Source organism: Mucilaginibacter polytrichastri, assembly GCF_001911425.1.
Lineage (GTDB): Bacteria > Bacteroidota > Bacteroidia > Sphingobacteriales > Sphingobacteriaceae > Mucilaginibacter > Mucilaginibacter polytrichastri.
In genome coordinates, this window is sequence record NZ_MPPL01000001.1 from 1 (window position 1) to 14,864 (window position 14,864).

12 protein-coding genes are annotated in these 14,864 nt (G+C 42.3%); 4 read left to right on the plus strand and 8 right to left on the minus strand.

The window, feature by feature from the left end; all coding sequences use genetic code 11:
* Positions 1–278 precede the first annotated feature (278 nt).
* Positions 279–452, minus strand: a complete 174-nt coding sequence (locus RG47T_RS00005; RefSeq protein WP_074487284.1) for a BF3379 family histone-like protein — start codon at positions 450–452, stop codon at positions 279–281.
* A gap of 368 nt (positions 453–820) precedes the next feature.
* Between RG47T_RS00005 and RG47T_RS00010 the strand changes: the two genes are divergently transcribed.
* On the plus strand, positions 821–1,354 hold the full coding sequence (locus RG47T_RS00010) for a P-loop NTPase family protein (protein WP_074487285.1): 534 nt from the start codon (positions 821–823) through the stop codon (positions 1,352–1,354).
* Between the two features lie 133 nt (positions 1,355–1,487).
* On the opposite strand, the gene RG47T_RS00015 is transcribed toward RG47T_RS00010, so the two are convergent.
* The 4 genes from RG47T_RS00015 to RG47T_RS00030 form a co-directional block, all read right to left on the minus strand.
* The gene (locus RG47T_RS00015) at positions 1,488–1,853 is read right to left on the minus strand and encodes a hypothetical protein (protein WP_139235706.1); all 366 of its coding nucleotides are present in this window, start codon (positions 1,851–1,853) and stop codon (positions 1,488–1,490) included.
* 196 nt (positions 1,854–2,049) lie between these two features.
* Entirely contained in the window at positions 2,050–3,477 is a 1,428-nt protein-coding gene (locus RG47T_RS00020; RefSeq protein ID WP_074487287.1) for a hypothetical protein, read from the minus strand.
* Between the two features lie 125 nt (positions 3,478–3,602).
* The gene (locus RG47T_RS00025; RefSeq protein WP_074487288.1) at positions 3,603–4,799 is read right to left on the minus strand and encodes a PepSY-associated TM helix domain-containing protein; all 1,197 of its coding nucleotides are present in this window, start codon (positions 4,797–4,799) and stop codon (positions 3,603–3,605) included.
* A gap of 5 nt (positions 4,800–4,804) precedes the next feature.
* Positions 4,805–7,273, minus strand: coding sequence for a TonB-dependent receptor (locus tag RG47T_RS00030; RefSeq protein ID WP_074487289.1), 2,469 nt, complete (start codon positions 7,271–7,273; stop codon positions 4,805–4,807).
* 226 nt (positions 7,274–7,499) lie between these two features.
* Here RG47T_RS00030 and RG47T_RS00035 point away from each other — a divergent pair, with 226 nt between their 5' ends.
* The gene (locus tag RG47T_RS00035; RefSeq protein ID WP_074487290.1) at positions 7,500–8,069 is read left to right on the plus strand and encodes a Crp/Fnr family transcriptional regulator; all 570 of its coding nucleotides are present in this window, start codon (positions 7,500–7,502) and stop codon (positions 8,067–8,069) included.
* Between the two features lie 97 nt (positions 8,070–8,166).
* Positions 8,167–9,030 (plus strand): SDR family oxidoreductase, encoded by an 864-nt coding sequence (locus RG47T_RS00040; RefSeq protein ID WP_074487291.1) that lies wholly within the window; start codon positions 8,167–8,169, stop codon positions 9,028–9,030.
* Between the two features lie 299 nt (positions 9,031–9,329).
* On the opposite strand, the gene RG47T_RS00045 is transcribed toward RG47T_RS00040, so the two are convergent.
* Together RG47T_RS00045 and RG47T_RS00050 are read right to left on the minus strand one after the other, a co-directional pair.
* Complete coding sequence (locus RG47T_RS00045) at positions 9,330–10,031, minus strand: LytR/AlgR family response regulator transcription factor (RefSeq protein WP_074487292.1); 702 nt, start codon at positions 10,029–10,031, stop codon at positions 9,330–9,332.
* Positions 10,028–11,062, minus strand: a complete 1,035-nt coding sequence (locus RG47T_RS00050) for a sensor histidine kinase (protein WP_074487293.1) — start codon at positions 11,060–11,062, stop codon at positions 10,028–10,030. The genes RG47T_RS00045 and RG47T_RS00050 overlap by 4 nt, the downstream gene beginning before the upstream one ends.
* 224 nt (positions 11,063–11,286) lie before the next feature.
* Between RG47T_RS00050 and RG47T_RS00055 the strand changes: the two genes are divergently transcribed.
* On the plus strand, positions 11,287–13,653 hold the full coding sequence (locus tag RG47T_RS00055; RefSeq protein ID WP_074487294.1) for a TonB-dependent receptor: 2,367 nt from the start codon (positions 11,287–11,289) through the stop codon (positions 13,651–13,653).
* A 170-nt stretch (positions 13,654–13,823) separates the two neighbouring features.
* On the opposite strand, the gene RG47T_RS00060 is transcribed toward RG47T_RS00055, so the two are convergent.
* Positions 13,824–14,630 carry a hypothetical protein gene (locus RG47T_RS00060; protein WP_074487295.1) on the minus strand — a complete coding sequence of 269 codons (807 nt, stop codon included), beginning with the start codon at positions 14,628–14,630 and terminating at the stop codon, positions 13,824–13,826.
* Positions 14,631–14,864 lie beyond the last annotated feature (234 nt).

Here is a 14,864-nt window from a genome sequence, read left to right on the forward strand (position 1 = left end):
CAGGAGATCAGGAGTTCGCCGAATAGCTTTTAGGGGTCAAATTCCCCGGCGGCCACGGCGGAGCCGTGGCCATTGGTAAGTGATGGTCATTTTTGGTCATTCCAGTTTAAGTTGTTGGTTTATTTTCAGACCATTGAGCAATGGCGGGATAGCTTGCAGCTTCAGACGGGAGGTACACAGCGTTTGCTATACCGAACGAAACGGCTATTCATAATGGCCTTAAACATAAAGTCCCGCCGGTGAGGGCAGGACTTTCCCAAAACAGTTGTTAACTGTGATTATTTCGTGTTCTTCTTTTCTGTTACAGCAGTCCGCACTTCCTGTGCCGTGACCTTGATTTGTTGCATGGCATTTCGCAGCCTGGTGCCCGCTGCGTTATTGCCACTTTCGAATTTCGCTGCATCGGCCTCCGCTAAGGCAATGAGTTCTTTTAATTTGGTGATCTGTTCCATCGGGAATTTAATTGAAATAAATTATTGTTTCTGAATGGGCAAAGATAAGTTTTTGCAGGAAATGGCACAGTAGCTGGATAGACCGGCATCGTTGACCATCCTATGCTGTGCCCAGACCAATGAGTTGTGTTGATGAAGATTATTTTCAATTATTTAATTCAACAAGTTAGCATGGGCAAATTGTAGCGGAATGTTCTGAACTATTTTCCCGAACGCGTAGGTCAACGATCCCGGAATATCCACCCTGAACGAAAATCATCGTTTCTTAATTAAAATTTAACACTTTCAATATATTTTTGCGCGCATTAGACAATTTTTCCTCGCTGCTTAATCCAGGAAACGGGCAATCTAATTATAAAATTTAAAAGATGACATCACTGAATGAGCTTGGGCAGAGGATATGCATTCTCGGCCCAAGCATTCTCGGCAAATCAACACTGGCAACTAAGCTTGGGGAAAAACTAAATGTTCCTGTGTGCCACCTTGATCAGCTTGCCCATATTCCTGGAACAAACTGGCAACGCCGGGATGAGAAAGAATTTGCAGCTGATCAGGATGCTATTCTTGAAAAGGGTTCATGGATTATTGAAGGTAACTATAGTTTCTGCATGCCTCAGCGTTTTGCAAAAGCAACGTCTTTAATTTGGGTAGACCCCAATTTTTGGGGGTGCTGCTTTCGGTATATTTCAAGGTGCCTGAAAAATGATCACAACAGGCCGGGTCGTCTCAAAGATGCAACGAATGAATTTAGTTTTGAGATGATCAATTTAATAATTTTCAAATACCCTAAAATTCGTCAAAGACATAAAGCTATACTTTCAAGATATACTTTTCCGGTATTGTACATTCATTCCATGAAAGAGCTTAATCGATACTACACGGAGTGGGGCTTAAAGAGATGATCGCCGATACATTAGATGATTGAGGCTGACTTGAAAAATCTAAGCTATTTTCTATTAAACTATACAATTCAATTGACCCAGCTAATTGTTCTGTCAGATATAACAGATTAAGCGTAGAATAGATGTTGCAGAATCAAATTTGTTGGCTTAACGGATATAGCCATATGGCAATAACTGTAATGCTGCTATAGGCAATGGCGTATTCTAATATTTGCTGTCCGCTATCTAACAGATAGAGTGGTGTCGCAACGAGCGCAATTCCTGCAAATGAGAGCATTATTTTCTTTATAGTTTGACTGGTTGAGATTTTTCTTATTAAAAAAACAACCAAAATCGATAAAACTAAACTTGGTAAGCTAAATACAAAAGCATAGATTAAACTAGAGCTGAAATAATGAGGATACTGCGGCTCCATAATCAGTTGAAGCAGATAATACGCAAAAGGTCCAAGCAACAAGCTTGTGATCCACACGCTAAGGCTGTATTTTACCGGTTTCATTGCCTCATGTTTATAATTGATGGCCAAAATACCATTGCTAAGTTAATGGTTTAATTAGGTCAAAAAGCATTACTTTTTTAAATCGTTTAATAACTTTTTTAGTCGAAACGTTTTGGGCCTGAATGTAAACCTGATTGGATATTAACACCAGGCAGAAAACTTCACGTCCCCAAGGCATCAGGGTATGTTCTGAAAGCTATTTAATCCCAATATTTTCAAATCGAAAATACCTGAGGAAAAGATCTAAAGTAATGTTTCTAAAAAATTGTCGGGCATGATCTGTTTCTGCTTTTAGTTGGCTCCGGAGCTCTTCTACTGATGAAAGACCGAAGAAATCCGCCAATTCTTGTGCCTCATCCGGGCGTTCGGCTCGCTTTAGGAACATGGGAGTTTGTTCTAAGAATGGTAAACTCCATGGTCGCCATCCAAAATTATACCTCTCAGTTTTCGGCGCTGTAATGTTGAAATAGAGGAAAAGGAAAAAATCAGCCGCGGCGAAATCCTTGATAGGCATCACTTCGGCCAGTAAGCCCTCGGAATGGCGCTGATTTAGGATTCGGCCATGTGCTGTGGCAATATTAAGTCTTTCGCTCTCTTCTTTAAGGAGGTACGTCCATTCACTAGCATTATAAAAGTATATTTCAGCTGGCCCATACTCAATAGCAAGATAGTTGATTGGTATTGGCTGCACGAGGAGCTTCTTAAGTGAAGGATAAGATTTCTTACGTAATAAAAAGGCAATTAACGTTACCATCATTTCATGTCCAAGAAAGCGAAAATAATCATAGTCGCCGTCATTCGTTATTCCTTGGTATTCCTCCGGCCTCCTGAACTTCTCAACAACTGCCCCGAACCAATTAAAAATGGTAGTCACCGCTTCCTCATCTGATACTTCTACGGATACCTCCGCCAGGTTAGCGAAATGAGCAACGGCTGTTTCGGTATGAGAAAGCGCATCTTTTAATAATTGCAAGTTGCCTCCTTTATGTAAGGTTGGAGGCGCAAAGCTGTCGAGATTTACGAGAATTTCTTTTAGCTCTTTTTTTAACATAGTTAATCTTGCGGGAGCATGATCCTCAATTAATTTGACAGCAGGGCTGCTGTCTACTACCGTAGACTCAGCGGGAATAGCGGCTAATGCCGTTCTTATGGCACCATCCAGTTGCTGTTCCAAACTTTTTCTATCAACGCTACGATTCTCGGATTTTTCTGCTGAATGGTAAACCATTGTCCGCTTTCCTTTCAAATCAAATGGAAGATCGTCTAACTTTCCGAAAGCGGTATTAAATATCAAAATGATTCTTTCGTAGCCCAGGCATTTTAGTTCATATCCGAGTTCGATAAGAACATTCGGATTTGGAGTTTTGCGCTTGCCTTCGTTGGTGTTAATGATAGAAATGTCGGCGACAAAGACATGGCTGTGTTCGATTTTGTGAAAGATGGCTGCGGCAATGTCGGGAGAACCAGGTAAACCCTGCGTGTCCCGGTCAACCAGCGGCTCGACTTCGACTGTGTTATCTTCAGTGATATTTTTTGCTGAATTTCTCAGCGCGTCCAAAATCAGATTCTTATTTGAAGGCGATGGCAGGTCTGATTGCCATGAATAAAATATGGTGCGTTCCATGGCGTAAGTTAGTAAAATACAATCAGCACATGCTCATTAGATGACGGTCTTGATAAAAGGGACGACTGAGAACAAAAAAAATTATACCAGTATTCTTTTGTATATAATTTCGCCTTAAATTGTAATTACAGCACAAGGGGTTTGAAGCTGCCGTTGAGTTGATCTTGTTTCTTAGCTTTTTTGCGCTTGCCCCACCAGATCATAAAACCTGTTATAGGAAGTGATGCGCAAACAAGTGCTGCAAACATAGCCAGCAACTGCGTTGGTAATCCATAAATCCTCCCGGTATGGATATCTTTATTAGAATTTCGCCATTTTAAGCCCAATGGTTTTTTTGCATGTTCCAGCTGGTCAAATAGTTTGCCCGTGCGGCTGTCAAAATAATAATAACTCATGTTGCGCCACCCGTCTGTACGGGTTTTAAGATATACAAAAGCCATCATAGTGTGCTCGCCTTTTTCAGGCAGGTTAAGGCCTATTACCCGGTAGTTACCCTCCAATTTGTGCCGTAGCATTGTAAGCACCATGTCGAGATGATTTCCGGTAGTATCGGCCGTGTTAACTGGCGGCGCCTTGCGAACAAGCACCACAGGCTTTTTAGATCCAAGCATTTGGTAGATTCCTTTTTCCCACCACTTAAAAGACCAGGTAAGGCCCGTGATTGCAATAACAATGGCTATTGGTAACACAAAAAAGCCAAGGCTGTTATGCAAGTCGTAGTTTACGCGTTTCCATTTAGCCGCCCATTTAATGCTGATACTTTTTTTAAACTGCTTTAAGTTTTTAGGCAGCCATAAAATAAAGCCGGTGACCAGCATCACTAAAAAGATCAAAACACAACAACCAATAACAACACTGCCAACTGGTTTAACCAGCAACAACTGCCGGTGCAGTTGTTCGGTCACGTTAAAGAATTCATAACGCACGTCTATCACGCCCAGCACTTTCCCGTTATAAGGGTTTACGTAAACATCATCCCGGTATTTAAATTGGCTAAAATAACTCAGTGTAATATCTTTTCGCTTATTGACCTTGCTTGCCGAAAATACATAACTGCGGCCATCCTCGTTGACCTTGATATCGGTAATGGGTTTGCTTTTACCTAAGGTTTGCTGCGCTATGGCCATCAATTCAGAAACGGCTTTTGGCGGGCCGGTTTGTTTAACCTCGATCAGATCCCTGTGGAAAAAGTCGAATAATTCATCTTCAAAAACAAGCACGCATCCGCTTACCGAAACAATGACAATAACCAGGCCGATGGCGAGGCCAAGCCACAAATGTAGCCAGGCCGCAACTGCTTTAAACCGTTTCCAGAATTGCATAGTTGTTAGTTAAAAGTATAGGTTAAGGTTAACTGGTAATTGGATGGTGCGCCGGGAAACAACCGGATATAATCATACCCGCCCACCCAGTATTTTTTACCTGTGAGGTTGTTGGCATTAAATTGCAACTGTACTTTGCCAATATTATAGAACATAGCGGCATCAACCAGGGTGTAAGAAGGTATGCTTTGTGTTACATTAATGGAGAGCATCCGCCTGTCTACATAATTGGCTCCTAAGCCCAGGCCCAGTCCACTAAATGTTCCATTGGTGATATTATACCTGGTCCAGATATTGGCCATATTTTTAGGTGCGTTTGGTTTTTGCTGGCCTACTTCTGTCGCGATACCGCTTTCTGTTATCTTTGCATCATTGTAAGCATAAGAAGCCAATATGCTCCAGTATGGGGTTAATCTTCCGGTAATATCAAATTCAATACCTCTTGAACGTTCCTTACCTACTGGCCTCAACAAGTCTGGCTGGCCGGCCACGTTAGCATTATAAAGGGTGTTCTTCTGTTCAATCTGGTAAATGGATGTGGTGATGGATAGCCTGTCTTCCAGCCAGCTGCTTTTAGCCCCCAGTTCTATCATGTTGCTGGTAACCGGGGCAAACGGCCCGCCGGCGTTAGGGTTTGCAATGGTTGCTGCCGTTTGGGGATTGTACCCCATTACATAAGTGCTGTAAACATTGATGTTTTTTGAAGCGGTATAAACCAGGCCAAACCGGGGCAGCCAGGCACTAGAATGTGTTGCCTCTTGTGTTGGCGAAGCATAGTTTACAAAATCGGTATAATACTCATAGCGTATGCCAACCAGGGCTTGCAGGCGTCCAAGCTTTAACTGATCCTGCACATAACCTGCGTTGAGGTAATAATAAGTTGGCGACAGTGCAGTAGGTGCAAAAAAGGATTTACTATCGTCTTGCAGGCGCTGGGAGTTTAAAATATCATTCAGGTTAAACGATGCCACATTAGGCACCGGGTTGCCTTTGGTATCCCTCAGATACTTCAGGCTGTCTTTGGCAACGTAATTAGCAATTGTACCAGTATTAGATGCATTCCGGTAGCCAGATGCGGTAAGTTGGGAAGCGCCTACGGGCATTTTCTCGCTGCCATAATCATAACCCAATACAATTTTATGCTCAATTGGGCCTGTTTTTTCGTTGTAGTTGAAGTAGCCGCTAAAATTATCGATATAGCGTTTACGCTTGCGCTGGAAGATTTGCATGGCAACCAGGTTTGGTATGTTATTACCAAGCTTATCTACTGCATAAACATTAGCACTGCGGTGTTCGTAAAGGTCTTCCTGGTAACCTGTTTTAGAGTAACCGGCATTGAAGCTTAATTTTTTGTTGAACTGGTGAGTTAAAGACAGCGTAACAATATAAGTCTGTTCGTTCAAATAATCATTACCAGCGCTTAAAGCGAGGGATTGCGGTGTTGAATAAAGATCGTTCCCGATAACTGCCTGCCCGCGGTCCAGCCGGCTGTGGGAGTTATTGTATACCAGATCAAAATTGATGCGGGTTTTAGGCGAGGCGATGAAAGAAAGCGAGGGAGCAACGATCACGTTTTTGTCAAATTGCAGGTCCCGGAATGAATTAGCATCCTCATAGCCCAAGTTTAAGCGGTATAATAATGAGCTATCTTTATTAGCCGGGCCGGTAAAATCGGCCAATGCCCGGAAAGTATTGAAACTACCCAGCGTAAGGCTGACTGATTTCCGGGTTTCATCGAGGGGTTTTTTGGTTACCCGGTTGACTACGCCACCCGGGCTGGCATTGCCGTATAAGGCAGACGAAGGGCCTTTGAGCACTTCAACGCGTTCCAGGTAGTTGGTTAGTGGCTGTTTCCAAAAACCCGTACTGCTACGCAAGCCGTTTACCAGCTGCGTATTGCTTTGCCCGTTTACGCGGAAACCCCGGATAGTTAGGTCATCGTAAAAGGAGAACTGGCTTACACCACTAAAGTTTTTAACCACGTCGCCTACACGTACAGCACCCTGATCGGCCATGAGCTCTTTACTGGCATAAGACACCGATTGTGGCAGGTCTTTAATATCTGTTTCGGTTTTATTTCCTATAAAAGTGGATTTAGCTTTATAGGTTTTGTCTTTCCTGCCCGTAATTTCGACGCCCTGTAAAGCACTGCTGCCTGCGGTTAAGAGTATATCAAGCTTCAGGTTCGCACCGGAAATAACGTCTACTTCTTTAGTTATGGTATTAAGCCCAATAAAAGAATAGCGCAAAATATATTTACCGGCAGGTAACTGTAATTTGTATGCTCCTCTCGTGTTTGTTGCCGCAGATATAGTCGTCCCGGTAACCATTATAGTCGCGCCGATTAGGCGTTCGCCGTTACTATCCTGCATATACCCACTAATAACCGCAAATGGCTTAACTTGCTGGGGATAGGCTGGAAAAGACGAAATTAAAATTAGAAAAGTGAATAGTAGCGTAAAGTTTGATTTCATTTATTTAGACTAATTAAAAATAAGACTGCAATGATAAGTGAAATTTTTAAATTGCCAATAAAGAATTTTATGATCGATGATGTTATTGGTTATCTAACTCCTCTGCACAAAATCCTGAAGTAGTGCACAAAATTGATTATTTTAGCAATTATCAGAACGATAACGAGGACATCGTTTTTTACCAAATGGTAAATAAACTGCCAAATAGAATGGCGAATTTTACCTGATGGAACCGTTCATTAACTACATCCTTCAATTCGGGAGTCTCAACCAGCAGCAGACAGACTTTATCCTTCGCAAGGCCAAAACGCTGGAACTGCATAAGGATGAATATTTTTCGGAAGCAGGCAAGGTCCCGCGCTATGTGGGATTCCTGCTGGAGGGAGTGGTGCGTTTCTGTTACTACAATAATAAGGGCAAAGACGTCACGCATTCCTTTGTAGAGGAAAATAACTTTGTATCGGATCAGCAACGGTTCGAAGCGCAAATGATTTCCTCCGAATATATTCAGGCGGAGACCGATTGTAAGTTCCTGGTCTTTTCCAAAAAAGATTGGGATGAGATCGGCAATACCATTCTGAGCTGGAAGGAGATAGAAAACCTGATCCAAAAGAATTGTTTGCTCAAAGCCATCGAACGCCGGAGCCCTTTGGTCTCCGAAGATGCGACCAACCGTTATTTCCTATTCAAGGAACATTTTCCTGGACTGGTCAACCGGGTCCCGCTTTCCCATGTGGCCTCGTACCTGGGTATCACGCAGCCATCGTTGAGCCGGATACGTCGGAATGTTCGTTAATTGTCTTTTTTAAGATGCGTTCGCGCTTTTTACCATATGTTAAAGGTTTCTGTTTTCTGCTTGCCAACCTTTGTCCCATTAATTAAATAAAAAGACAATGAGCAAAAAAGTAGTTTTGATAACAGGAACAAACAGCGGCTTCGGCTGGTTAACCGCGCATAGCATGGCCGCTTTAGGTCACCAGGTGTATGCAACGATGCGAGATACCCAGGGTAAAAATTCGGAAAAAGCAACGACATTAGGTGCATTGGAAAACGTGACCGTGCTGGATGTCACCCTGACTGACGATGAAAGCGTAAAACAGGCGGTTGACCGCATTATCGCAGAACAAGGTAAAATTGATGTCTTGGTCAACAATGCAGGCTTTTCACTAAACGGCGTAGCGGAAAGTTTTACCACAGCGGATATAAAGGCCATCTTCGATGTGAATGTATTTGCACCCTGGCGGTTTATTAAGCAGGTGTTACCCGCGATGCGGAAACAAGCTGATGGCCTGATCATTAATGTGACCAGCGGTTTCGGCCGGGTCTCTTTTCCATTCGCAACTATTTACGCTGGCTCTAAATTCGGTTTGGAAGGGGTTAGTGAAGGCTTGCATTACGAAGTAAAACGTTTGGGTATTGATGTGGCGATCTTAGAACCGGGAGCTTTTCCTACGGAAATGAACCAAAAGACACAATACGCCTCCGATCAGTCTGTGTTTGAAGGTTATGGTGCAATCGCCGACATGCCGGGTAAAATGATTACCGCGATTGGCGGGCTGATCCAGAGCCATAATCCAGATCCGCAAATGGTGGCCGATGCTATTGTGAAATTGATCAATACAGAAAAAGGTAAGCGGCCTTTGCGTACCGTGGTTGACCCAATCACCGGGAAATATATCAACGCGGCTAATGAGGCGGTTTCGGATCAGTTCGGACGAGGTTTGACGCTGTTTGGTATGGGTGAATTATTAACCTAAAATAATCAAAGCGGCAGCGGTCACTACGATTCTGCCGCTTTCATCAGAACTTGTAGTGCCAGTCCCTGTCTCTTTCGTAAAACGGCATTATACCTAAAGAAATCTTTAATAAGTATATGCAGAACTAACGTGCTATAAAAACACAATGACCAGTAAATTCATTTAGGGATAATTTTAGAGAAAAGTCCCTCAAACCGCGTATGAAATAGAGCCTTTATTTTTCAACGAAACGTACTTTTATGTACTTTTACACTATAGTATTGAGAGATAGTTGAAAGGTGCAAGCTTGATTAAGTTGATTAGCCTCCTATCTTTTCCATAAAATCGGCCTTGTAATTACTGCCAATCCCGATTTCGCTTTTACCAATCTCAATAGTGTTTCCAAAAATAGCGGTTATGGCATCCAGGTTTACAATGTACGATTTATGTACCCTGAAAAACATGCTTTGAGGCAACAGCTCTTCCATCGCTTTCATGGTATGGGTAATGAGGTACGGTTTGGCTCCGGTATGTATGCGTACAAAGTTCTGCATGCCTTCGATGTATAAGATATCGGCAAAATTTACTTTAACCAGTTTGTTATCATGCTTGATGAACATGTAGCTGGTTTCGGAAGCAGGTGCGATAGTTTCAGTTTTTTCTTTTAAACGCTCACTTACTTTCTCTGCGGCTTGCAGCAGGCGGTGGATGGAGATTGGCTTTAACAAATAATCTACCACGTTAAGCTCATAGCCTTCCATCGCATATTTGTTATAGGCGGTGGTAAATATCACCAACGGCGGATTTTTTAATGATTTCAGAAAATCGATACCGGTAATTGTCGGCATTTTAATATCCAGAAAGATAACATCAACAGGTAAGGATTGCAGCGCCTCAAAAGCTTCGATAGCATTACCGCATACCCGTAGTATCTTCCAGCCGCCCAACTGCGAAACAAAGGTTTCCATCAGTTTGCGGGCCTGTGGCTCGTCATCTACAATAATACAATTGATCACTTTCATAAGGTTATAGATAGATCGGCCTCAAATGTCTCACCGTTTGCCGTTGCCAGCAAACTGTACCTTCCGGGGAAGTAATGTATTAGCCTTTTAGTTACGTTTTGTAAGCCTATGCCTCCGGCTTTCTCCGCGCTGTTATCGGCTACAAAATTATTGCTCACGTTTAACTGTAACTTGTTGTTATTTTGTGTAATGGCTATATTGATCCAGCTTTTATCCAGCTGGTTATCGGCTCCATGCTTAAAAGCATTCTCTACAAAAGGCATCAATAACAAAGGCGGTATTTGCAGGTCATCAAAATCGCCGGTTGCTGTAAAGCTGATACTTACGCGGTCATCGCAACGTACCCGCTCCAGTTCCACATAATCGGTTAGCATATCGATCTCTTTATCAAGGTCAATGTATTCTTCATCGCACTCGTACAAGGCGAAACGCATAAATTCGGACAGGCGACCTATCAGCTCGATAGATTTATCCTTGTTATCCTGCACAATAAAAGATTGGATATTATTGAGCGTATTGAACAGAAAATGCGGATTTACCTGCGATTTAAGGAAGTCGAGCTCAAGGCGGAGATTTTGTTTTTCTAAAGTGGATTTGATCCGATCGTGAATGAACCAGTCGTCCATAAATTTAAGGAATACGCCCAACAGGATCACAATGAACGAAAAGAAAAGATTATCGTGAAAGATAAAACCGAATGTTTGGTTTTTTGGATAGTCGGTTACACCAAACAGCCAATCGCTGATCCGCTGGTCCACCAGAAAACGCAGTGGCGGGAATAACAAGAAAGCAACTATAATACCTGCAAACCGAACCCACAATGACTTAAGGTTTAATATTATAAAAGCGATAAAATAGGTATAAGAAACTACCAGCAAATAGAACAATATCAACATAGGCTGATAATCTTTCGCCCAGCTGAACTGATAATTTTTAGCGTAAATAGCCGAAAATATGGACTGGTTGGTAAAAATGAGCAGCACAAATAACGCATGCAGGTAAAGGCGTTGCCGGTTTATCTTGTTTTCCATATTCAAATTTGCTTTAACTAATGCGCTTAAGCGATTGTTAATGACGAAATGCTATCTGCCGCGGACAAAACTATGTTTTTGGCTGATAAAAACTACTATTAGCTTTTCAATTATGCGATGTCAGCCCGTTTAAGGTGTTCGTAGGCAATTACCGGGCGTTAGTCAATATCATTCTATAGAGTAACGTGTAACCTGTTGTTTTGAGGCACAATCAACCAAATAACATGAAAACAATATTACTCAGCCTTGCATTATTACTGTTAAGCAGCGTCATTTTCGCACAAAACATAAGCGGTGTTATCACCGATGCCAAGACACATCAGCCACTATCTTACTCTACAGTAAGTTTATTAAAAGCGATTGACTCAAGCCAGATAAAAGGCGCGCTTGCCGGGGATAACGGCAGCTTCCGTTTCGAAAAGATCAAGGCAGGCAAATATTTATTATCGGCCAAACAAATGGGTTACAGTAAACAAGTGGTAGCTATCGAGCTAAATACAACCGATCAAACCATCAACATCTCACTCACCCCGCAAACCACCAGCTTAGGTGAAGTAACTATAAAAGCAACCAAGCCTTTAGTTGAGCACCGTGCCGATAAAACTGTATTCAATGTAGAGAACAGCATTGTTGCCGTTGGTAATACCGCCATAGAACTATTGAGCATGACGCCATTAGTAAATGTAGGCCTAAACGGCAACATCCGCATTAAAGGAAAAGACAATGTGCTAATCATGCTGGACGGTAAAATAATCCCCGGCGAAACGATAGCTAATTTGCTGCAAAGCATCCCGGCAGAAAACATAGCGCGCATTGAAGTTAGCACCAATCCATCGGCTAAGTATGATGCTTCAGCATCTGGTGGTATTATTAATATCATTACCAAAAAAGGTACGGCTACAGGGCTAAATGGTGTGGCTACTTTAACAGCGGGGCGCAGTAATTATGGCAAATACAGCGGTGGCGTATCGTTAAATTATCGCAGCGGCAAAGTAAACGTGTATGGTACGGCCAATTTAAGAGATGCTAAAGGCGAAAGGAATGAAGCAATTAACCGCTCCTTAACCACAGGCATCGTTACAGAACAACTGCAAACCCCAACTGAGCTGTGGACGCATGGTGTGGTAGAAACAGGTAAACTGGGTTTAGATTATGATATAACCAAAACCAGCACTTTAAGCGCTTCGGTTGAAGGTTCGTACATTCAATCCAACAACCGCGCAACAGCTATTACAAGTTTCAGCAGCAATAAGGCAGATTCTGTACTGACTGCCAATAGCACACCGGGCGGCAATTATAACTTTACGCTGTACGATCTGGCTTATCAAAACAAGCTGAACAGCAAGGGTCAATTATTGAATGTAGATTTCAATCAGGTACATTATAGCGGACTGAGCCGCCAGGACATGAATGCTCAACTGCTGGATCTGAGCGGTAAAAACCCAGCACAAAACAGCTCGGCAACTACACGTACCAATACGCTGTTCAATGTATCCACCTTCCAAACAGATTATACGCTTCCGCTGGATACCAATACTACTTTTGAAGCCGGTGTTAAGGATATGCATACCGGTTCTTCAAACCTATCAACGAGCATGCAGGTTAACTCGCTTACCAATATTCCCAACCTGAGCGCTACCAACTACAACGAAAATATTGCCGCTGCTTATCTTGACCTGAGTAAACAGATCAATAAATTGAAAATACAGGCCGGTATCCGCGCCGAGCAAACGCATGCTAACCTGAGTAGCTCAGGCATACGGCAACAGTATTTTGATCTGTTCCCGAGCCTTACGCTGGATGAAAAACTGACCGGCAACAAAGAGCTTACCCTTACCTATGCGGCCAAGGTCGATCGCCCTGGTTATACTTCGCTCATCCCTTTTGTTACACCCATTGATCGTTACACGCAAGAAAAAGGGAACCCGGATTTAAAACCTGCCTACAGCCAAAATTTTGAATTAACCGGTTCGGCCGGGAACATAGCTGTAACATTAGACTACATGTACACCAAAAACGCCATTACCGATTTTATTGTTCAGGATGTGCAAACACAAGTGTGGACCATCACCAAAGCTAACTTCACCAATTCTAAAAACTATAACCTGAGCCTGGTAATACCTGTTCAGCTTGCCACCTGGTGGAACAGCAACAATACACTGGTTGGGTTATATAGTTCTTACCACAGCAATAACGTGGGTGGTGGTGATTACAGCCGCGGTCAGTTTAGTTATAACTTAAACTCGATAAATACCTTTACTTTACCTAAAGGCTTTAAGGCAGAGCTGACTGGCATTTACAATTCATCAGCCGTTTACGGGTTATATCAAATCGGTCGCACTTCTATGGTGAACGCCGGTATATCCAAAGCCTTTATCAACAAAAAATTGAATATAAAACTGGGAGCTAACGATATTTTTAACGGTAGCGGATACAACCTGAATACCAACGCAGGCGTTTTACGTATGACGGGTTATAGCCGATATGATAGCCGTAAAGCTACATTAAGCTTATCGTACAAGTTTGGATCGAAACCTACTGCCCACAAAGAGCGCGAACATGATGATGTTAAGGGACGCTTAAATATGTAATAGTTAAGTTGAAGAATCTAAAGAAAAAGCTGCTATCATAAAGCAGCTTTTTTGCTAACGTACATATTATAAAGTGTACGCTATGCTTTCCTAACTAAATAGTAGAAAATTCCTAACCGGACCGGATTTTGCTAAAATAGCAAATGTCGCATAGTTACAAAGTTTAATTTCTAAAAGACTGTTTTAATAATTTTTTCCGTACCATCGATTAGCGCATTGGCCTCCTCGATGGTCGGTATTTCTTTTTTGTTTCTACAAGAGAGTACCCACAGATCTGCTAAATGTTGTATATACCGCCAGGTTTCAAATGGATAGATTTCATGTTTTTTAAGCAAATCATTGTAATCCTTAATAATCAAGTTCTTTTTGGGTACTTTAATTTGATGAACTCCACAGATTTGATCGAGATGATTTTCTAATACGATCCCACAAATAGCACCGGCAGACCGCACAAACTGGTTTTTTGCAAGTTGCCGCGCCGATAGCAATTCCTGATCCAATAAGGCAGCCTGTAATAATTGCTCCATCTTAAAAAGAACATTGTCAAGGCTGTCAAAAACACTGTTCAGGATATTGATCTGCTGCTGGAATACAGGGATAGCATCAGACGGGCTTGCCACGATCTTTTTGTCAAAACCTGCCGTAACAATCACTTTTTTAAGGTAATCTTCGATTACGTAATTATCCGCCCTGACTTCCTTTCTGCCTTTAGGTTGTTCATAAAGTCCAGTAAAATCAGCGATACGACCAGGAAGGAACTGTCGGACAACGGATTGTGCTGCCGAATACCAAGGCTGGTAAGCCTGGCTAAAGACTGGAAGGGTTTTGACGAAACTTTGGTAATCCTTTTTTAGCACGTTGGTAAAATGATGCTCCATATTCCCTGGATATTGCTCCACCTGCATGGCATTGAAAAGATTTACCCCTTGGTTAGCAAGTTTTTTAAGTTCAGTTTTAATTTGATCTGTAGCCGTCATGAGTAGCCAAAATTAAAAGCTTTGGCAATCTTTGCCAAACTTTTATTCATCTCTGCAATCGTGCTGATGTGCAGCCAATCCGTTATTTTTGCTTAACAATAACACTGCCGTCATCCTTCCTGACATCGAATGGTATGCTTAAGTTAAAAATAAATCCAATGCAAAAACGGGTGATTTTCGGTCTGAAAATCACCCGTTTTTGATTCATAGATTATCGACTTAAAACTTTATCCG